The 20,665-nt window shown below is 32.5% G+C and carries 18 protein-coding genes; 6 read left to right on the top strand and 12 right to left on the bottom strand.

Annotated elements, in window-relative coordinates:
• Window positions 1–97 precede the first annotated feature (97 nt).
• Genes NK356_RS02020 through NK356_RS24215 form a run of 5 tightly spaced genes read right to left on the bottom strand, consistent with a single transcriptional unit; the run spans window position 98 to window position 7,247 of the window.
• Window positions 98–1,147, bottom strand: coding sequence for a hypothetical protein (locus NK356_RS02020; RefSeq protein ID WP_253316116.1), 1,050 nt, complete (start codon window positions 1,145–1,147; stop codon window positions 98–100).
• Window positions 1,144–2,133, bottom strand: coding sequence for a PD-(D/E)XK motif protein (locus NK356_RS02015; RefSeq protein WP_253316115.1), 990 nt, complete (start codon window positions 2,131–2,133; stop codon window positions 1,144–1,146). The genes NK356_RS02020 and NK356_RS02015 overlap by 4 nt, the downstream gene beginning before the upstream one ends.
• 1 nt (window position 2,134) lies before the next feature.
• Complete coding sequence (locus NK356_RS02010) at window positions 2,135–4,375, bottom strand: Z1 domain-containing protein (protein WP_253316114.1); 2,241 nt, start codon at window positions 4,373–4,375, stop codon at window positions 2,135–2,137.
• 12 nt (window positions 4,376–4,387) lie between these two features.
• Complete coding sequence (locus tag NK356_RS02005; RefSeq protein ID WP_253316113.1) at window positions 4,388–5,920, bottom strand: ATP-binding protein; 1,533 nt, start codon at window positions 5,918–5,920, stop codon at window positions 4,388–4,390.
• Window positions 5,871–7,247, bottom strand: a complete 1,377-nt coding sequence (locus tag NK356_RS24215) for a DNA (cytosine-5-)-methyltransferase (protein ID WP_253316112.1) — start codon at window positions 7,245–7,247, stop codon at window positions 5,871–5,873. The genes NK356_RS02005 and NK356_RS24215 overlap by 50 nt, the downstream gene beginning before the upstream one ends.
• Before the next feature lie 488 nt (window positions 7,248–7,735).
• On the opposite strand from NK356_RS24215, the gene NK356_RS01995 reads away from it, so the two are divergent.
• The 6 genes from NK356_RS01995 (at window position 7,736) to NK356_RS01970 (ending at window position 11,760) form a co-directional block, all read left to right on the top strand.
• Complete coding sequence (locus NK356_RS01995) at window positions 7,736–8,428, top strand: hypothetical protein (protein WP_253316111.1); 693 nt, start codon at window positions 7,736–7,738, stop codon at window positions 8,426–8,428.
• An 85-nt stretch (window positions 8,429–8,513) separates the two neighbouring features.
• Window positions 8,514–9,209 (top strand): leucine-rich repeat domain-containing protein, encoded by a 696-nt coding sequence (locus NK356_RS01990; protein ID WP_253316110.1) that lies wholly within the window; start codon window positions 8,514–8,516, stop codon window positions 9,207–9,209.
• Between the two features lie 36 nt (window positions 9,210–9,245).
• Window positions 9,246–9,593: a hypothetical protein gene (locus tag NK356_RS01985; protein ID WP_253316109.1), complete on the top strand. Its 348-nt coding sequence runs from the start codon at window positions 9,246–9,248 to the stop codon at window positions 9,591–9,593.
• Window positions 9,594–9,601: 8 nt separating this feature from the next.
• Complete coding sequence (locus tag NK356_RS01980; RefSeq protein WP_253316108.1) at window positions 9,602–10,030, top strand: GIY-YIG nuclease family protein; 429 nt, start codon at window positions 9,602–9,604, stop codon at window positions 10,028–10,030.
• 85 nt (window positions 10,031–10,115) lie between these two features.
• Window positions 10,116–10,319, top strand: coding sequence for a hypothetical protein (locus NK356_RS01975; RefSeq protein ID WP_253316107.1), 204 nt, complete (start codon window positions 10,116–10,118; stop codon window positions 10,317–10,319).
• 265 nt (window positions 10,320–10,584) lie between these two features.
• Entirely contained in the window at window positions 10,585–11,760 is a 1,176-nt protein-coding gene (locus NK356_RS01970) for an NUMOD4 domain-containing protein (RefSeq protein ID WP_253316106.1), read from the top strand.
• 246 nt (window positions 11,761–12,006) lie between these two features.
• Here NK356_RS01970 and NK356_RS01965 read toward each other — a convergent pair whose 3' ends face one another.
• The 7 genes from NK356_RS01965 to NK356_RS01935 form a co-directional block, all read right to left on the bottom strand.
• Window positions 12,007–12,654 carry a hypothetical protein gene (locus NK356_RS01965; protein WP_253316105.1) on the bottom strand — a complete coding sequence of 216 codons (648 nt, stop codon included), beginning with the start codon at window positions 12,652–12,654 and terminating at the stop codon, window positions 12,007–12,009.
• A 520-nt stretch (window positions 12,655–13,174) separates the two neighbouring features.
• Window positions 13,175–15,262: a type IA DNA topoisomerase gene (locus NK356_RS01960; RefSeq protein ID WP_253316104.1), complete on the bottom strand. Its 2,088-nt coding sequence runs from the start codon at window positions 15,260–15,262 to the stop codon at window positions 13,175–13,177.
• A gap of 20 nt (window positions 15,263–15,282) precedes the next feature.
• The gene (locus NK356_RS01955) at window positions 15,283–16,719 is read right to left on the bottom strand and encodes a DUF3945 domain-containing protein (protein WP_253316103.1); all 1,437 of its coding nucleotides are present in this window, start codon (window positions 16,717–16,719) and stop codon (window positions 15,283–15,285) included.
• Between the two features lie 92 nt (window positions 16,720–16,811).
• Window positions 16,812–17,099: a helix-turn-helix domain-containing protein gene (locus tag NK356_RS01950; protein WP_253316102.1), complete on the bottom strand. Its 288-nt coding sequence runs from the start codon at window positions 17,097–17,099 to the stop codon at window positions 16,812–16,814.
• A gap of 477 nt (window positions 17,100–17,576) precedes the next feature.
• Window positions 17,577–19,007: an exodeoxyribonuclease VII large subunit gene (locus NK356_RS01945; RefSeq protein WP_253316101.1), complete on the bottom strand. Its 1,431-nt coding sequence runs from the start codon at window positions 19,005–19,007 to the stop codon at window positions 17,577–17,579.
• A gap of 140 nt (window positions 19,008–19,147) precedes the next feature.
• Complete coding sequence (locus tag NK356_RS01940; protein WP_253316100.1) at window positions 19,148–19,756, bottom strand: alpha-ketoglutarate-dependent dioxygenase AlkB; 609 nt, start codon at window positions 19,754–19,756, stop codon at window positions 19,148–19,150.
• Between the two features lie 124 nt (window positions 19,757–19,880).
• Complete coding sequence (locus NK356_RS01935) at window positions 19,881–20,657, bottom strand: LexA family transcriptional regulator (protein ID WP_253316099.1); 777 nt, start codon at window positions 20,655–20,657, stop codon at window positions 19,881–19,883.
• Window positions 20,658–20,665: the final 8 nt, after the last annotated feature.

Genomic DNA, 20,665 nt, shown 5'->3' with positions numbered 1-20,665 from the left:
AATTATGTAAAATTATTTATTAAGAAGATTCAATTTTTTAAATTTTATACTTCACTCAATATTTCATTATAAAAGATTTCAATGACACATATTCTTATTATATTTTAATTTCATTTATCAATTCCATCCAATCCTTAAATTGCATACTAGGATACTGATTTTTATAATGTTCACCTAGTATTTGAGCTGCAGACAGTAATCTGTTTGATTCAACGTATGGTTTTAGTTTAGTTAATAAATCAAAATCTGTTATACATTCTAATTTTTTATCTGATTTAAAATCAACATCAGCCACTTGTTTTTGACAATCACTTTTATTTTCCATCATATTAGAAAAAAATTCAATGTAGCTAGTAAGGACAGAAATATATATGCTCCTCTCTATTTCATTTAGATTTTTGTATTCCGGAGTACTTGTCAAATCAATTTGCAATCTATTTAGTTCAGACCTACGTATAATTTGATAAAAACTAGTAATATCTTTATAAAAGTATTTTGCAATGATATTAGTTACAGGACCATTTAATACGTTACAATAGTATACGTTTAATTCATTTGACAAATTTTTAACGTCTCTTAAAAATTCTGAAAATTTCTCTTCAAGATCCTCAATTTGTAAATCAATTTTGACTTCTAGATCATCAAGATTATCATCTGGAAAGAAAGAATGCACATTTTTAAAAAACTCAATTAAATTAGAACGCTTGAACAATACTGGTATATCACCATTTTTAAGCTGTCTTCTATTGAATTCACCTTCTTTAACTTCGGATTGAAAGAATGTTCTTGAATAAAATGAAACGCTTTTACTAATATTTAATCTTTGTTTTACTATATGGTAATTCCAACATACATAAACATCATTGGCTCCATCATAACCTAAAAATATAAAAGGTTTGTCAGAATTTTTTGCAACTTCAAATTCCTTTTTGATAGGTAACTGCGCACGAGTTGTTTGATCTCTGTCTGTAAAATAGGCACTAGAAATATTTTTTATGTAAACGAAGAATTCCTCATTATTAAATGACATAAAGAATGGTTGTATCCCTGAAATATATTTAAATTCAACACTTTGGTCTAAAACTTCCCTAGCAAGTAAAAGTAATATCTCAGGTTTAATTTTTTCTATATGTTTATGGTCACTCATAGCCCTAACTCTAAAAATAATACATTTTGTTCAAATTGGTTTTCCCCCGTTTTAATTTCAGAAACACCAGTCAAGTCACAGTCAAAAGAAATATTTGATAGTTCAGATGGAATATTGCTTGATAATATATTAGGAATATTTTTAGCGTTATAAAACATTAATGAATCAATAGCCATCTGGTAATCGAAAAAGATGTCACCAAGTTTTTCGTACTGATTACCAATTGTCTTATAGATAATCTCATTAAGCTTAAGATGAGTATCTATATTCTTAATTTTTGAAATAATACTATCTCTTAAATTAAGAATACTTTTTCCTAAACCTGTTTCTAATACAAATAAAGAAGCAACAATTAATTCCGAACCAACATTTCCATTTAATTGTTCAATAGAAAATCGATGTACTCTATTTTGTTTTGAAGTTGATTTAATTTCTAATTTGTCTTTTCCATCATTAAAATCGTATTTATCGGAAGGTAAAACATGCCAAGATGAAATCAAATACTCCGGATTTTTAGCAAAGTCTATTATTAAAAGTTCTGACCATAATCCTTGAATTGATTTAACTGGAGGTTTACTTATACTACTAAATAAGTCAATAACCTTTCTAATTTCCTTATGGAGTTCTCGTTCTGTTGGAATTACTACAAGTTGTTGGAGTATTATTGAAAATACATCAGTAAAATACTGCTGGAGATCCCTATTTAAAGTTTTTAATAAAACAATTGTATAGATATCTTCTGAATCTAATTCCTTTTCTCTAATACTACAATCTTGCGAAAATAAAACTGAAATAAGTTCTAAGTTAATATCAATTGAAGAAACTGTATTATCACATTTTACAAAAAACAAAGGAAAGCCATCTGGTGAAACTCCTATTTTATGATAATCAGAAAAAGGAACTGATTCCACAGAAATGTATCCATTGGCGCTGTCAACATCTTTTTGTTGCAGTTCTAAGAATTTTTTATACCCTGAGTTTTCCATGCTAATCTTCGTCTTCGAAATTAAAATCTTCAGGTTCGATGCTGGTATACCTGGTTGCAAAATCTTCAGGGTAGTAAACTGCTATAGTATAAATAACTTTCCTATTAAGCCTATTGATTTGATTTGACCTTAATTCAACCTTATGTAACTGAATACAGATACTGTCCTCACACTTAATCTCTCGATCTCCAGGATATACCTCACTACCTGCAGTTGATCGCCCAGTAAATAATTGATCTATTTTTAGTGTATTAGGATCAAAATTACGAAGTCGAGAATTACTTTCATATGCCATCTGGATAAAATGTACATTTGAAATTTTCAAAGCCGATTCTGATGATAAATATTGTAAATACCTAATGGTAGCTTGCTTTCTTGCTGTATCCGCAAAGTTACCAAACTTGAATTTTGTTAGAAAATCTATTGCATTTTCAACAGGAACAGTTGCGATTTTATGATTTCTATCAATAGTATTGTATTGAGGTTCAAATAATTCAAAAGGATTATTATCTAAAAACGAGCTAACAACATTCATATTAGACTCGATCGAATTCAATGCATTCATAGAATGCCACCCTTTCATTTTTGTTTGAACAATGTTATATGGCAGAATATTTTTTCTTGTTACATTAAGTTTCTCTGCAAGCATTAATTGTCTTTCAATGTTTTCAAGGCTATTATTATTTTTTAACCAAGTTCTCATTTCTTCTTCATGTTCAAGATAGTCAACATATTCTACTATTGAACTAGATGGAAGGTACACTCTACACGATTTCAAATATTTTTGTTTGTAGCCAAAAAATCTACATCTCTGCTGTATAGTATCAGCATTAGATTTGCTCTTTGTATATCTAGGCATATATGTTATTGCAAGATTTTCTACTGTAAAACCACGATTTAACATATCAGCTCCTACTAATATATGAGATGAAGAACTTTCCCAATCAATTGTATTTGTTGCATCCACATCGCTAATAATTAGATTGATTTGTGTATCATTAATAGCATCTGCAATTAGTGGTTTAATTTCATCGAAGGAAGGCACATCATCTTGAGAACTATAAAATTTTATAGCTTCTCTTTCATATACTTCTTTAAATTCTCTATCTAAATCAATTCTGCCTAGATCTCCAATCTCCAAATTCAAAATTGTTGTCCATTTCTCAATCAATTCGCTTACCCAACCATGAAATAGTCTGCTCACATCTTTTTGTCTATCCGCATGTATCATCATTGACAAAAATTTAACTTTATTCCAGTAATTTGTTACTAAAGCGACACTTAAAATATAAACTTGTAAAGACTCTTTCAAGGAATTGGGTACATCACTTAAAGGATTTGCTCTGTAGTGATAAACCTCTTCTTCTGGAATATTAATTACCAAATCAGGAAAATCTTTAAAATATGTTTTACCACCAGTATATTTTTTGCCAGGAGTAAGGACAGTATGACTTTTTGGAGAAAGCAAATCAATTATACTTATTAATAATGGTCCTTGAGGAGTTGCTGTGTATTGAACATAAGAGTGATTTGGAATTGCTGCTTTCAAATTGATAATACTTGCATAAGTACTTGATTCTTTATTGTCAGTTTCTTCATCCCATTCACTTGATGTATTCGCATTTTTACCATTGATATAAGCAAAGCCATTTAAAGAGGCTTGGTCAGCTTCATCATCAATAATTAAAACTCCTTGCTTCCCTAATTCATTTTTAATAATCAGTGATCTAAATATATTAGCTAATCTGTTGATGTGGTCGTAATGTTTTAAAATTGTAATAAGTAAGGTTGGCTTTGATGATAACCGTAACTTATTTCTCATTTCTTGAATCTTTGACTCAGTTGGATTTTCAAATACTTTATACGCATTATTTAACGAACTATCAGAAATTAAATCTTTTGTTAGTCGTTTTGTAGTCTGGTTTAACAAATTATTTTTGGTCCCCGCCAAATAAATAATAATTCGATACCCATTATCCGCAGCTAAAGCTGTTAATGAGGTGAAAGACATTGTTTTTCCACTTTGTACATAACCAACAGTCAAATGTGTTACATCTTGTTCAATTAGCAATTTAGGATTAGTACAATGTGATAAGATATGATTGGTTTCACTAAGTAATGAATCTAACTCATCTTCATCTAAAAAAGAACTAAATCGTGAGAATAAATCATTTGTTTTAACTCCAATTTCAGGTCTGAATTCTTGCTGAGAATTATTTGAGGGAAGTATTCTTATTTCCATACATTGATTTAATTATTGAACAATATAACTATTAAAAAAAGTCCTTAATTCAGAAGGATATTGCATCTTCTTTTTTGTAGCATGAAACTCAGCAATTGCAAAAGATTTAAAAATTTCTATTATCGGTTGATAATCACCTGCCTTTCTAAACTGCTCGAATCTATTAAAAAAAGGATGTGCAAGATTTATTTTGCAGATTAAACAAGAAATCATTTTTCCTTCTACTTCTAAGTCTTCTTGTTTTACTGCGTAAAGGGCATCTGACTCATCTTCGTTTATAAGATCTACTTGAAACTTATAGGAAATATCATCATAATCAAAATAATCCTCTACCGAGCCTAAAGTATCTGCATTAGAAATTTTTTCTTCTTCTATAGCAATATTTTCTCTATTACTTGAGGCATTTTCTACTTTTTTTATTTTATCTGTTAACGGTTCTTTATCAACTTCTTTTTGCTGAGTTTTAATGATTTTTTCAGCAATTTTCGAATTTTCCTCTTTAGTCTTTACACGATAATTATCAGCTTGGCTTAGAAGATTGAAATCAGGGTCGCGTAGTTCTTCGCGTAAAGCATCAATAAAAGCATTTAAATTTTCTTCATCTGTAAATCCATTTTTATTAAATGTAACATCAAATCCGCTTAATTCAATTTCTCCAAACAATCTTTTATATCGAAAATTACCTGGTGATCCAAAAATTGAATTTGGAAAAAAACGATCTTCATCCCCTCCCACAATGACACGTCCTCTTCGAAGAAGAACTAATCCATTTGCATTATTTTGTATGGTCTTCAAGATTGCTATAAACCCTTTTGCTTGATACTTACCAAGACTAAAGGTAATCTCTTTTTTCCACAAAGTATTATTATTACTTGAAGAGCTGTGAAATGGAACATCTAATATTTCATAGTTAGGAGCAACTAATTTTTCACCATTAACCACAATAGTAATTTCATTTGTTCGCAAGAATACTCTGTAAATACTTGATAAGTGTCGCCTTACTTTATCCATTTGATACGGAGAGGGCGCATTATGGGAGAGGTTTGATAAAACAATCTCAGTATAATGTAATTCAGGCTCTTTAACTGTCTCAACTACAATTAATTCTTCTTTATTTTCTTTAATAACTTTATGCAAATCAAATTCAGTAAATCTTTCTACTTTTTCGCCTAAAGCTTTGGTTCGTACACTCCATTTATCTGCTAACCAAATTGAAGCTGTTTTCATTCCCATTCCAAATTCATTTAATTTGGTATTGTCTAAAGGAATATTTGCTGGTTCAAATGCTCTTTGATAATTTACAAAATCAATGCCTGCAGCATTATCTCGAATAATTATCTGATTTGATTTCTGATCAACCTCGATATTAACTTCAAATATAAAATCTGGATAAATGCTTAAAATAACATCTTTATTATCCAAAAAGGATTGAACAGAATTATCAACATATTCACTTAAAGTTAGTGCAACAGTGTTGTTGAGAGCCCTAAAAGTATTATAAACACTGGGCTGCAGCGCGATGGATACTTTCTCTATTTGATTCATGGTTTAGTAGTTTTTCGGCAATTAATTTAACAAGATCCACATTAACAGCATTCCCAAATGCTTTAAATGCGGAAGGAACAGTTTCTGGATATTTTTTTAATTTATCCATTCCTTGCAACTTTGCGGCTTCATCTTTAGTCATATATCTTCCATATAACCCCTCATTTCCATCCAAAGATTCCTCAGGTAGTTTTATCCATGGAAAAATAGGAATCTGTGTTGTTGTTAGCACTAATGCTGGAGAATATGTTGGTTTTTTTACTCTTATACCAGAAGGTCTAAATTGAATAATTTTATTATAAATTGTTGGATTTTCTTCGGCCCCACAATTCCATTCAAATTTCTGATGACTATTTTCAAAATCCACAATTTTTGGAATCCACTTATCTAACCACAATTTGTGTGTATTGTAAAACTCACGGTTTCTTTTAATAAATTGAATTTTCCAAGATGGAAATGTTTTAGTTTTATCCGTAATGGCATAAATTGGTAAATGTGAGAGACATTCTTTTATCGTAGAACCGACTATTTTTTTACCTAATTTACCTTTTTTATTTTTTAATTCCTTTAATTTTTGATGTGCAGGTGCAATGTCCTCAAAATCATAATCTGCCCCAAATTCCATTGCCCAAATAGGAAAAGTTGGTAATTCACCTCCATTATCGTACAATTCATTCAAAAATTCTTGCCAAATAGAAAGATGATTTCTTGTATCATTTCGTAAGTGCATGAAATCTAATGCAGATTCATCAATTATGGTTTTAATATTACATTCGTGTTTCTCTGGTAGTGGAAATTCAAAGTTAGCTAAAGGTTTATCTTCATAGAACTCTTTTAATTTTCCTACAATATAGATTCTAAATCTATGTTGCGGTATTCCAAACTGATGGGGTGATAGAATTGCTTCTTTAACATCATACAACGCAGATAATCTTTCTTCTATTACTTTCCAAGTATTTCCCTCATCATGATTTTTTAAATTTTGAACGTTCTCTAAAAAAACATATTTAGGTTTATGAAATTCTAAAATTTCCATAATATTATTAAATAAATTTCCCCGATCTTCTGTAAAACCTAATCTTTTGCCCGCTTGAGAAAAGGGCTGACAAGGAAATCCTCCGCAGAGAATATCGTGCTTCGGGATATTATCTACCGAAATTTTAGTAATATCACCGAAGATTGGTGTTCCAGGATAGTTTTCTGAATAAAGTTTTTGAAGATCAGGTTGTAATTCACTTGCGAAAACGCATTCATGACCTAATCCCTCTAAGGCTAAATGAAACCCTCCTAATCCTGCAAATAGGTCTATAAATTTATATTTTGACACTTAAATAAATATTATTAGCTTCTTATTATCACTCAATTAACTGCAGAAGTAAAACCATGTACTATAGTTAATCAATGATGTATGATTTAAATCTTTAAATATACGAATCGAAATTGAAAGAAAAAAAACGGGAAACCGTAATAAATTTTCATTTTAATTTTTAAAACACTATCAAAGTTTATCGTTTTTTTTAATTCAGATTTTTTGCTTTTTAAACTTTCCCTCCACACATTCTTAAAAGAAAACTCAAACTTCTTCACCCTTTTATTAAATATCAAATACCTCTGATATTTTTTCCTTTCTTATCCATATTATAGGACATTCAAACTAGGAAGTTCTTTTAAAACAATTGATTAAGCAGTTGAAAGATGTGTAGTTTGGAATCTAAAGGCGTAATTCCATTTAAATCTTTATTCTTATTAGTTTTATTTCTACATATTATGATATAGCTTTCTGTAAACTTTTGTAGATTTGAGATAGATAAAAAAATGAAAACTAATAACCCAACCATTAATAATTTTTTAGCCACCCTAGAAAGCATTGAGGAAATTAACTATCAAACCTCCAGAGTTTCGTTCCAAAATGATAGGATTGCGATTAATAAAAAACGATCGACGACATACGAAAATAATTTTGTCACTCAATTAAATGTGCAATATGCTATACTGAATTATGCAAAGGAAATTGCAGAACCTCGTGAACTAACAAGGCAATTGCAGATACCAAAAAGATACATCTATTCTAATGAACGTGATGAAGAAATTTTTGAAGTAGCAGGAAAGATCAGAAATATTTCAGCTAATGATAGTGAATACCTTAGAGAACTTACCTTAATTCCTGACTTCTTTATTCATAAAGATCAGGATGATATGAGTCCTGATAATCAACGTCTCATTGCCGAAGTGAAAACAGAAAGAGAATTGCCTTATGAAAGATTCTTATGGGATTTCTTTAAATTAACCATTTATTTAAACAAGTATAATTTTCAAAATGCTGTGTTTCTCTGTATCCATACTCGAAAAGATACTATTCTGAAATATATAGATCAGTATATTAAAGAGAAGTTATATCTCCCTAAATCTTACTCGAAATTATACATTATAATTAAAGAAAATTTTTCAGCTAAGCCTGAAGTATTTACATTACAGGAATTATTTGACAACTTTAACAATAATAAATAGAATTATTATAGGTGTAGATCATTGTAGAATTCAATTAAGATTCTTATAAATTATCGATCTTACTTTTATAACATACGTTTCAAAAATGCTTAAAATTATATCAACATTTGCAGTCATTCTATCCATCAACATTGTTGCACAAGAAATTTCCATTAAAGACAACAATCTCAAAACGGCTCTGTTACAGCAGTTCGATCAAAATTATAACGGAAATTTAGAAGTTTCAGAAATTAATACGACTACTGAACTGAAACTGGACGAAAAGAATATTTCCGATTTAAGCGGCCTTGAATACTTTCAGGGTTTGAAAGAGCTTAATCTACACAAGAATAATATTTCCGATTTTTCCCTTTTAAACAAACTTACAAAGCTTGAAAATCTTTATATAGGGGACAACAATAAAATTGGAGTTCTGAATTTAAAAGGTTTGATTAATTTGAAAGGAATTTATGCTTTCAGATTGGGATTAACCAAAATTCAGTTAAACTCACAAAATATAATGTACATCCATTTACAGGATAATTTATTTACAGAATTCGATAGCACGAAATTTCCAGCTCTTCACACACTTAATCTTGACGGATGTAAACAATTGATCAATCTTGATCTATCAAAAAATAAAGAATTGGTACAATTGTATCTACTCGGTACATCAATAAAAGAACTGGATATTACGAATAACAAAATTCTAAAAACATTCTACATAGAAGATTCAGTAAAACTGATTAAATCTGCCGATCAGCAAGCAACAAAACGAGCACCTATTATTACTGTTAAATAAACCCCTTCGCAAGCAACCAACATATAAGAAAAGAAAATGATTACCATACAAGAACTGCTTTATAACAGAGGGTTAAAAAGGAACGTAAAAATAAAATTAGTAAGACACAAAGACGTAAGGCAGGATTTATATGATCTTTATAAAAATCACCGTTCAGAATTCCTATCGTATCAGAGCTCACAATCTAAAGATGTGTTTAAAGATGTCGAGTATATTGTTTCTTTTATTGGTGAAGAGGGTATTTTCGCTCGATTTATCGGTGTTTATCAAATTAAAGACAGACAAAAGTTTGCTGAAGACCGCTACCATTATGAGATGATAGAAGTACCTGAGCAGTACGACGATCTTAAGGAGAGGGTTATTATCAGGTGGAGCAATGGATAAAAAATGAAATGGAAGTCATAGAAATCAAACCAGGACTTCATTATAAGCAGTTTACGGATTATTTTGATTTTATTCTAAGTTTTAGCGAACTGAAAGAAATAGTAACCAATCAATACAGCGACTGGAAAAAGGTACTTTCCATAACAAAGGGCGTGTACCTTATCAATGATACCCAAACCGGCAAGCTTTATGTAGGATCAGCATACGGTGAAAATGGAATTTGGGCCCGTTGGTCAGCATATGTGCTAACGAATGGTCATGGAGATAATAAGATGTTAAAAGAACTTCTTGATTCTGACCCTTTACATGGTAACCACTTTCAATTTTCAATTTTAATGCTTCTTCCGAAGACGATAACTGCGGACGAAGCCATCAAAAAAGAACGCCTTTTCAAAAATAAACTGGGAACCAATTCATTTGGTTTAAACAATAATTAATCAACCTTGAATACATAGATCTTATTTCATTTTCAATACATCAATGGATTCCAAATTTCAGATTGGAAATCATTATCTTTAAACAATGGAAAAAAGAGATCTACTCATCATAAAATATCTATCAGAAGGCTACAAAGTTTCTGAGGTTAGTAAACAACTAAGCAGCCAACACTCCGTCGTAATCAGTGAAAGTTTAATTGAAAAAAGATTAAGTGCACTGCGGAAACAGTACCAGGCAAAAACTCTTTTTCACTTAGGCGTTTTACTCACCAAGGAAAAAATTATTTAAAAAGAGTAGCCAATACTAAACCAATAATTAATGAAATAATCACCGCAATAATAATCTTGGAATAATCTGAATTAGTTAACATTTAATCTGACAGTTATCAACAAATTGAATAACTTTAAAACATATTAAGTATTATGACAACACCATTGTTCGATATTATCAATACTACAGAATAAAAGGGCTAGATACCACAACTAATTATTTTTTAAACTGAGTTTTTTATTTTTGTTATTCATTACTATTATTTTTTTTCATCAAGTAGCTTATGAAACTGCCTCCTGAATTTGAAGACCAATATGTAAAAGAAGTTTTATATAATACTTCTTTAAAAAATCTTCCAGGTGAAGAATGGAAATCTATTGAGAATTATGAAAATTATATGATTTCTAATTACGGGCGTGTAAAAAGCATAGGACGTTTTGTATCTCTCCCAAGTGGTAAAGAATGGAAAAGGCCGGAACTGATTATGAAACTGATTTTTGTAAAACATACCAACAATTATCTACAAAATTATAACTATAGTGTACATTGCTCTTTATCCTCAGAGGGTAAGAAGTACAGGAAATCAATAATACGTCTTGTCTATTATCATTTTATAGAAAAATTTGATTACTATGACCGCACCATTCTTATCAGCACTAAGGATGAGAACAAACTTAATATACATTACCATAATTTACAGAAAATTTCGTCCCATGAAATGCGGCTCAATATGTTTGAAAAAAACAGAATAAGAAACCGAAAAGTCATTTACAGCCAGGCTGTCAGCCAGTATAGTATTGAAGGGGAACTACTATCTGATTTTGAAAGCATGTATATGGCAGAAAAAAAGCTGGGTATTGCTCCGGAAAGTATTATGGATGTTATCAATAAACAATTTTTAACAGCAGGTGGATACCTATGGTTTTTGAAATCTTATACCCCAACAAAGAAGGACTTTATAATAACTGAAAATAAAAGCCTTTCATACCGGTTGCTTAATACTGCTCTGTGGGAAAAATTAGGAAGCCCCTCTATTGATCAAAATAATCCTCCCGCATGTCTGAACTTGTCCATAAAAGATCTTCCCGGAGAACACTGGAAAATCATTCCCGGCTTTGATAACCGTTTTGCTATCTCTAGTAAAGGACGTGTCAAACGATTGGCAGGATGGACTTCTAATGGAAGAACACTTTTCCTCAAAGAACAGATTCTTTCTCAAATAATGTCAGCAAATACCGAATCTACCTACTCCCTTTATTGTTTAGTTCGAAACAAAGGAAAAAATACCCGTATTTCCATTTCCAAATGGGTTTACTATTGCTTTATTCATCAATTTGATATTCACAGCAAAATATGGGTTGTTGTTAATAAAAGTCAACCTTTATGGAATATGGATGTAACCAAACTTTCATTACATACCATTTATATGTTGCTCAGAAAAAAAGTAAAACATCATTAAATTTAAAAAAATGAAAACACTGAAGGTTTTTTCTTCGGATAATAAAATATAGAATATCTTTAGCTCATTATTTTCAATACCGAGCATTTCTACCCTGTTGATATTCCCGTGACTTAATCTATATTCTACCGGAATCATACCAACAGTCTGTTTGAAAATGCAACTCTAATCCTTTAACTGTATTCAGTTCATGATTTACATTATTCTAAAGACAGTTCCTAAAAGTGAAAAGGTCATTTTATTTCACTATTTTATATCAGGTGGAATATCTAATCTTTCAACGTACTGGATTGAAGGAACATCTAAATGATCTATTTTATTAGCTTTATTAATATTTTCCAATAATAGTTTATTTATCCAAGCCATAAACAAAGAATATTCTAAATTATTTTGAGCGCGATTTTCACCGGTAAAAACTTCATTTTTCCTTTTATTATTCTCCAAAACAATTACATTATTCAACTTAGCATCTGGAGACACTCTGTTACTTTTCCTATCTTCTAAAGAAATTTTATAAAGCAACTGTCCCAGAATTTTACTTGTATGGCTATCTATTTTAAATTCATAACTTCCTTTTAAATCATAGGGATAATAAATATTTGACTTTAAAACTACTGATCGACTGATCTGAACATCATATTCAAACAGATTATTGTTGCTAAAATTAGTTTCTCCCAATACATTAGAAACGTATATATTGCTATAATTCTCTTGCTGTGGAACAAATTCGTATGGTCTGAATTCTTTTAATTGCTCTGCAAATATTATATTACTTTTGTTTCTCTCATTTTTGGATATAATCCCCATAGCTGAGGGTGTACTATATGCTATCGTTGAAGGACCTTCTATGAGAAATGAATACTGACCGTCATTCTCCAAAAATAGTACTTCCATGTTCGCTTTTTTCTCCTTGCACTGTATGACAGTACAAACTAAAGTTAAATTAATACTTAAAGCCGTCAATACTTTTACCAATGGAGTCTTTTATAACATTTTGTTTTACAGATTTATAATATTGTTGTAAAATTGGCGATATATACTGAGTTCTTGCACTGTGATTTTGCTTTTCCCAATAATGATCATAATATCTAAAACTTTGATATTTTTCATTTCCTGGCTTCTTTAAAAAATTAAAAACCATCGTCCTGGATAGTGACAGTTAAAGATAAATAATCGTGATTGTTTCCTGAGAAATATTTTTCAAAAACCTGTTCAATTAATTAACATTCTTTAATAAGGCAAAGATATATCCGCAAAGCGACAAAATATGTCGTATTATATTTTGCTAAAGCAAAATATAAATCGCCCCCAGTTTAGGCACAAAACTTAGTACATATTTAAAATATTGAAATCTATATAGTTAAAAATGATCCGGTCTCAGATTTCAAATAAAAAACAACTATTTTTTTGAGAATTAGTTATCCTTTCCAAAGTCAAATACTGTACTAGAATCTTCTTTTAAAACTATATAAGCATTAAACTTTTTTCCGTTTTTGCTTTTCATGTTTTTGATTAATGATGTTTTGTTCTGAGTTAATAGTAAAGCTATATCTGTAATACTGAGTTGTACTCCGCATATCATTCTGAAGAGAATCCAATTACATTTTTCATCAGGGCATTTTATGATTTTGTCTTTGATAATAAGAGTATGTTGTTGGCATTTGGGGCAGTTGAGTTGTGGGGGATTCTCTTGTGGAATATTGAGTAATAAAAGTTCGCTGGTGATTTCTGCCGTATAGTCTTGGATATCATTGATAAATTGGGTTCTGTTCAGTTGACCTTTTTCAATTCTATCCAGTGCTATTTCCCATTCCGCGGTCATTTGGACATTAGCTATTTTTTTGTCTTTGACAAGGTTGTAAACTTGTAAGCCTTTATCTGTAGGATATAGGGTTTTGCTTTTCCTTATGATATAGTTTCTGCTGATTAGGGTTTCAATAATAGAAGCTCTGGTGGCTGGGGTTCCGATGCCGATATTGGATAGTACCTGCTTTTCTTCTTTGTTTTCAATCGAACTTCCTCCGTTTTCCATGGCTGATAAAAGATCCGCTTCTGTATAAAGCTTGGGAGGTTGCGTTACTTTTTCCAGTAATTCTGTTTTTGAGATCTTCAGTTCATCTCCGATTTTGAGTTCCGGGAGTTCAGTAAGGGTTTGGTTAGTAGTGGTGGGATCTCCTTTGTCAGATAGAATTCCTTTGATGGCTCGCCAGCCTTTGTTGAGTATTTTTGATCCTGTGACCTGGAATTCATAATGATATACTTTTATCTGGATCTGGGTGACTTGTTTTGTACAGGTATGGGATAATGACTCCAATAAACGGTAAGCAATCATATCATAGATAGCTTTTTCAGTAGCTGTAAGTGCGGATGGAACCTTCGTAGTGATGAGTAAACCGTGATGATCTGTTACTTTTACATCATTAACGATTCTCTTGTTGAAGTTTCCGAATTTTAAAGTAGATATAGCTGTTTTGAATAGGTTTGATATATTGAGGATTCTGACCAGTTCTGGGATCTCTGCCCATAAATCTTCAGGAATATATTTGCTGCCGGTTCTGGGATAGGTAATGAATTTTTTTTCATACAAGCTTTGGGCAGTTTGTAAAACCTCATTGGCAGAAAGGCCAAGATTTCTGTTGGCTTCTTTCTGTAATTCTGTGAGATCGAAAAGTAACGGGGATTGTTCCTGAACTGTTGTAATGGATACATCGTCGACAACTGCTCTTCCCTCCCGTTCTATGAATTTTTGGATGTGTTCTGCCTGCTTTTTTTCTTCCCACTGCAATAGTGAAAGACTGGTGAAATCTGTATATTCTTTTCTGTGACTCAGCTGGATTTGAAAGTATTTTTGCTTAATGAAGTTTTGATGCTGAAAAAACCGGTGACAGATTAAAGCTAGGGTTGGTGTCTGTACTCTGCCCAATGAGTAGAGATCTTGATTTTCTGCGATGGTTAATGCCTGGGTAGCATTGATTCCCACCAGCCAGTCTGCTTCGCTTCTGGCTTTAGCAGCTTGATACAAACCATCAAAAGCATCACCTGGTTGAAGGTTTTTAAAACCGTCCTGTATTGCTTTTTCGGTAAGTGAACTGATCCAGAGCCTTTCAAAAGGCTTATTGCATTGTAGGTAGTGATAAATATAACGGAAGATGAGCTCTCCTTCTCTTCCTGCATCTGTGGCGACAATGATACTGCTGCATTGATTGATGACTTGCTTTATAATATGGAGTTGTTTTAAAGCCGAAGGATCAGGCTCATAGCCTTTTTCTTTCTTTAGTTTTTTGGGAGTCAGAATAAATGGTTTAGGAAAGATAGGCAAAGAGGCTTTGTTAAAGCCCCTTATACCGTAATCTTCCGGCATTCCTAATGCGATCAGATGTCCCAATGCCCAGGTGACACAATATCCGTTACCGGATAAGTACCCCTCTTTTTTTTCATGAGCACCTAACAACTGTGCAATTTCCCTGGCAACGCTCGGCTTTTCTGCGATGATTGCTTTCATATGACGGATTTAGATGTTGATTATAGTTTTTGTCTTCTTGGTTTTCTAACCTTTTTTTGCTGATCTTCTTGTTGCTTATGGGCAGGCTGCTGCTGTTTTGATTCTAAAGGCTCCTTCACATTTTTAGTAGCTTCATTGGTTTTACCATCGGTGTTAACCGCAGTTTGAGTTTTATGATCTTCTGTAGGTTTCGCCCCTTCTTTGAGCTTATTAGGATGAGTGAATGAAAAGTCGGTTTTGGAAGTTTGTTTGTTGAAGGTAATATAGCCTTGATAGGCTTTACCTTTAGCATCGGTAAGACCGTCAATATAAATGGTTTGCCCGGCTTTAAATTTTTCATACTGTGAATCATCCAGTTCTTTTCCTCTGAATACTTTGGGAGCTTCTTGAGCCGGAAGTTGTGATGGCTGTTGGCTTTGTTGTGGCGCTTGGTTATTGCCAAACAAAAATTCTACATACCGCTTATCTGCATTGAATTGTACGGTGGCGTCGAAAGACTCTCCTTTTTTGGAAGTCATGCCTTCAAGATACAAGGGTCCTCCTTCCAGTAAAGTTTGTTTCTGATGTTCATCAAGTTTTATTCCTTTGATTTCATCAGGAACTTTCATATACTCCGCTCGATACGCAACAAGCTCATTGGTAAGCCTGTCTCGGCTGATGACTGATGGAATGATTTCATCGGTTTTAGGATTGACAAGATTTACTACCCTGCCCATATTTCCGGTTTCCTTCAGGTTCTTTTTGTCCTGATCACTGAACTCATGCCCGAGGAATTTCATATTGAGATTAGGCTCTTTGCGGATACCATGCAAATGGACGGCAACCTGTCCTGTATCTCCTGTTTGAAGGGATAACCGGACATCCATTTTGCTGACTGCTGTTCCTAAATTAATGGTAATGGGAATCAATGTATTTGTTTTAAAACCTCTGAGTAATGAATCCATAGCATCCATTTTTTCAAGCTTCTCCTGATTAAGTCCGAATTTTTCCATCGTTTTCCAGTCGATCTGTTCAGGCTGAAAACGATATTCCTGATTGTCTGTGTTGTTGTTCATTGTATTTTGATTTTTGGGATTATTGTGGTGTTGAGGTAAAACTTCGTAGTCTTTCAGCCTTTCTTTTTCTTCAGGGGATGCCTGATCAACATATTTTTGAAGATCCTTGGCGGTATTGACAGCATCATATTCTGATACTTTGAAAAAATTGAAATACGTGGGATTTTTAAGCTGCCGGTAGAAATTAGAAAAGAAATTAGAGAAAATATCTCCATGCTTATCAACTTTGATCAATTGGTCATTTTCATTTTTTTCTAGTGGAGAAACCTTTTGAAGATTGCCTTCCTGATCAATTCCTTTTACCATTTCTACCTGATTGGTATCAGTGTTCAAAACAAGTAATGTATCTCTTGTTGGTTTGATTTCACCGGTTTCCTGAGAGTTTATTATTTCATCTTCCATTGTATTCTATTTAATGGAATGAAGGTATTTACTCGATCACGAATTCATAAAATTTGGAATTATAATAACGGATTTGGCTGCTAAAGTCTTGATCATAATGAAGAGCTTAAACTCTCTCTGATCAGTTGATGAACATCTGACAACTTATAATACAGCTTTCCGCTGATGGTATAGTAAGGCAGCTTTTTATCCGTTCGGTATCGTTGTAATGATCTGGAGCTTATTTTTAAAAGCTGTAAAACATCCTGGTTGTCCAAAAGCTGCTCCCCATCAATTTCTATACATCTGGACTGGTTCTTAATCATCTGTTCTTTTAGTAGATCAAATCTTTCCATGATTCTATCCATCCAGGCTATAAATTCTGTTCTCTCAATATTCATAACTGTGATTTTTATGATTTGTTGGTGATGTAAAATTGAACAACAGGAATGATATAAAATCACTACTTTTTCGTAGTACCGAAAAAGAAATTTTCATGTGATAATAAAAAAATTAAGAGTTTTTGATTATCAGTGGTATGATAAATTACAACCAGGCAGAAAGAATATTGGCAATCAGCAGAACTTTTTTAGATGCTTTTTAGGGAAAAGGAAAAAATAAAACCTCTCATAACTGAGAGGTAGCATGATTAAGTAGGGGGCAATTTTCGCTGACTTTTGATTAAATGTAATAAAAATATCAACAGAAGGATATTCAAAACATTTCTTATTAAAGGTACTGATTTTTGAGAATAATTGTATATTTAATTGTTTTTAGAATGTTTAACAAAGAACATTTTTTGCCTCCTGGTCATGCGGGAGGTTTTTTATTATAATTAGGATTGGTCGTCCTTAAAATGAAAGATGAATAGAACAGCTTTACAGAATCTTTGCCAATATAAAACCTATGATCAAAGCTGCTATAGCTGCCATTGCAATCTTCATATAATCCGTTTTGCTGTTCTTTATTTCAATATTCAGTCTTGTATTTTCCTGCTGTAAAGATTCCATTCCCGCCTTTAAAGAAGCCGTTTTTTCATTAATAGCTGCCTGTAAATTTTTTTCATGCAATGCAGCAAGTTCCTTATTATAGTTTTCAATCTCCTGCTGTCTCTCTTTCTGCTGGTCGACAAAGTTCTTCTGCATTTCCTGAACCTGTTTTGCCGAAGACTCCTGAAACTTTTGAAATTCTTCAGTTCTTTTTGAGAGTTGATCTGTTAAGGTTTTTACCTGATCACCGTGTTTCTCTGAAAGATCTTTCTTTAATTTCTCTACCTCTTCATTACGAACCTTAAGCTGCTCCGTAAAAGCTTTTACCTGATTTTCAGATTGTTCTTTAAAGGTCTTCTGAGCTTCGGTGAATTCATCATTTTTCTTTTTAAGTTGCTTCTCCAGTGTCAGCACCTGCTCTGCAAACTGTTTACCCACATCCTTTTTAACTTCATCAATCAGTAATGCCCGTGAATTTGATTTTTCATGGGAGAGTTTTTCCACAATGGAATGAAGACCAGCTCCATAATCATGCGGTAGATGAAATCTTTTATCAGCCAGCTTATCCAGCAGCGTTTCATCTACTGTATGACCTATTGCTGTTACAGTGACAGCTTCCAGAGCAATAAATAATTCTGAAAGAACTATATCATTGAAAACTTCCATGCTTTGCCGGTCGCCTCCTCCCCTTACCAGCGCAATAATGTCATACCCTGATTCAGAAACCTCCTCCAATTTTTCAGCAATAGATGTTGATGAAGTGATACTGCAGCTATATTCCGAGACCTGGAAATACTTCTGTGAAATATCCAATCCCTCTGCAAAGTCTTTTTGTACGATTGCATTATTTCCATAAATATTAGCAATTCTGACTGGCTCATCTTTGAGAAGTTTATTTCTGATTATTGACTCAAGATCTTTGGATCCTTTTTCAAGCTTTTTCTGGATGAGTTCATATCTCTGTAGTTCTTCTTCTGAAATTGCCCGTTCCTCTTGCTGGATAATTTCATCTACAACGAAACGCAATTCTACAGAGGAGTTTTTAATGCTTTTCTCAATATACCCTCTAAGCGTATAGATATCATTGTTTTCAATTTTACTTCTCAGTAATGCTGATATTCTAACACCAATAGAAATAGTATCAGATTCTGAAAACAGATGATCATAGTAATAGTTCCCATAGGATTTTCCTCCGCCGAAGGAATATCTTCCCTTAAGATAAATTAGATTAACGGTAGCATTAAGCTTTAATGCATTGCTAAACAGTCCCAATACTGATCCCGGAGAATAAATCTGATAAGTGGGTTCATTTCCCTGCATACTTCCTCAAAAATTAAATGATGCTAAAGTTATTGCTATTTTATAGAATATAGCATGCCTCATATTATGGTTATTATTACTTTTATTAACAAAGTGATGGTTGACTCTCGTTGCAGTCATTGTATTTAGCTTAATAAAAATTAAAGATTTTGAATTAACCTGAACGTTAGATTAATCCGTTCTTTCATAGGTACGTTTGATTTGGCAATCCTGTGCTCCCACTCTTCCTGAAGATTACCTTTCATGATCAATAAGCAGCCGTGAGGAAGAGGAAGACTGTATTTGCTTTGGTGGTGGTCTTTTTTTCTGAAATCAAAGTTTCTGGTTTGTCCAAGACTGATGGATGCAATGACAGGACGTTTACCATAACGGCTTTCCTTATCCCGATGCCAGGCGACGGAATCATTATGATCACGATACAGGTTTAGCAGAACACCATTGAACTGACAGCCAAATTCCTTTTCAATTCTTTGTTTTAAGGAGAACAATTCAGGAGTCCATGGATTTGTTGGCTTTTTATTTTCTTCGGAATCGTTGTATTTTGAATCTCCATACCAAGCGGTCAACCGTGGAGTAAGTACCATCTTATCGTACATTTTCTGAGTACGCTGTTCCCAGGGTGCAGTATTTAATAATTTGTTTCTAAGAAGGTCTGCTTCTTCCCGGCTCAGGAAATTCTCTCTGTATTCCAAAAGATCTTTTGGAAATTCATAGAATTCTTCAGCATCAAATAAACTCAGCTGGGTCATTTAACTTTAAATTAAAATATTTATCTTAGTAATATCCCGTTACTTCGGGATTTTTTTTCATCATTTGTGTTTTTTGCTTCCCTTCGGGGAAGTTTTTTGATTATGCCATGTACTCAAAATGAATTCAATTCTTATCTCCCATTTTTTCTTTGATCTGTTTGATATCGGTTTTAATTTCTGTGATAAAGTTTTGAATATGATGTTCTGAAAATTCATCAGGCTCATATTCTTTGGTATTGATACTACAGGCAAATTCCCAGATTTCTTTAATCTCAGGCAATGGAATTTTATAAGGCTCATAAAATTGATTGTCAGCCTTTACCCATATACCATCGGCTTCGTGAAACTGAAACCTTTTATAACTGATACCATCATTGGTGGTAATGAAAACATACGTTCTGTCCGTTTTCAAATCCGAAAGATTTTCTACATATTTTCCCACAATATAGGTTCCGTTCTTATAGGGGGGCATTGAATCTCCGTCAGCCGGAAATGCCCTGAACTTACCCCCTTTTAAAAAAGGTAATGATATGGTCTCCAGATTTTCTATATATTCCGGATCTCCATAGCCATTCAAATAGCCCATAGACGCTTTTTGGGGAATAATCTCAATCTGATTGTTTCCATCCTGATCAACCCTTATAGGCAGAACGATCCTGTTCTCAGGAAGCTCCATGATTTCATCGATAGAAAATTTTCTGACATCTACAGTCAATAGCAGGTCGATGCTGATGTTATAGAATTTTGAAATTCTAAGCAATATTTCAATAGGCGGTTCTGTTCTACCATATTCATAGGCAACATATCTGGATCGGGTAAGAATTAATAGATCTGCCAGCTCTTGCTGAGTCATATTTTTCTTTCCTCTCAAAAACACGATGTTATCAGAGAATTTTGACATTGTTACAA

This window comes from Chryseobacterium sp. S0630, assembly GCF_024158915.1.
Lineage (GTDB): Bacteria > Bacteroidota > Bacteroidia > Flavobacteriales > Weeksellaceae > Chryseobacterium.
This window is presented reverse-complemented; position numbering and strand designations above follow the sequence as displayed.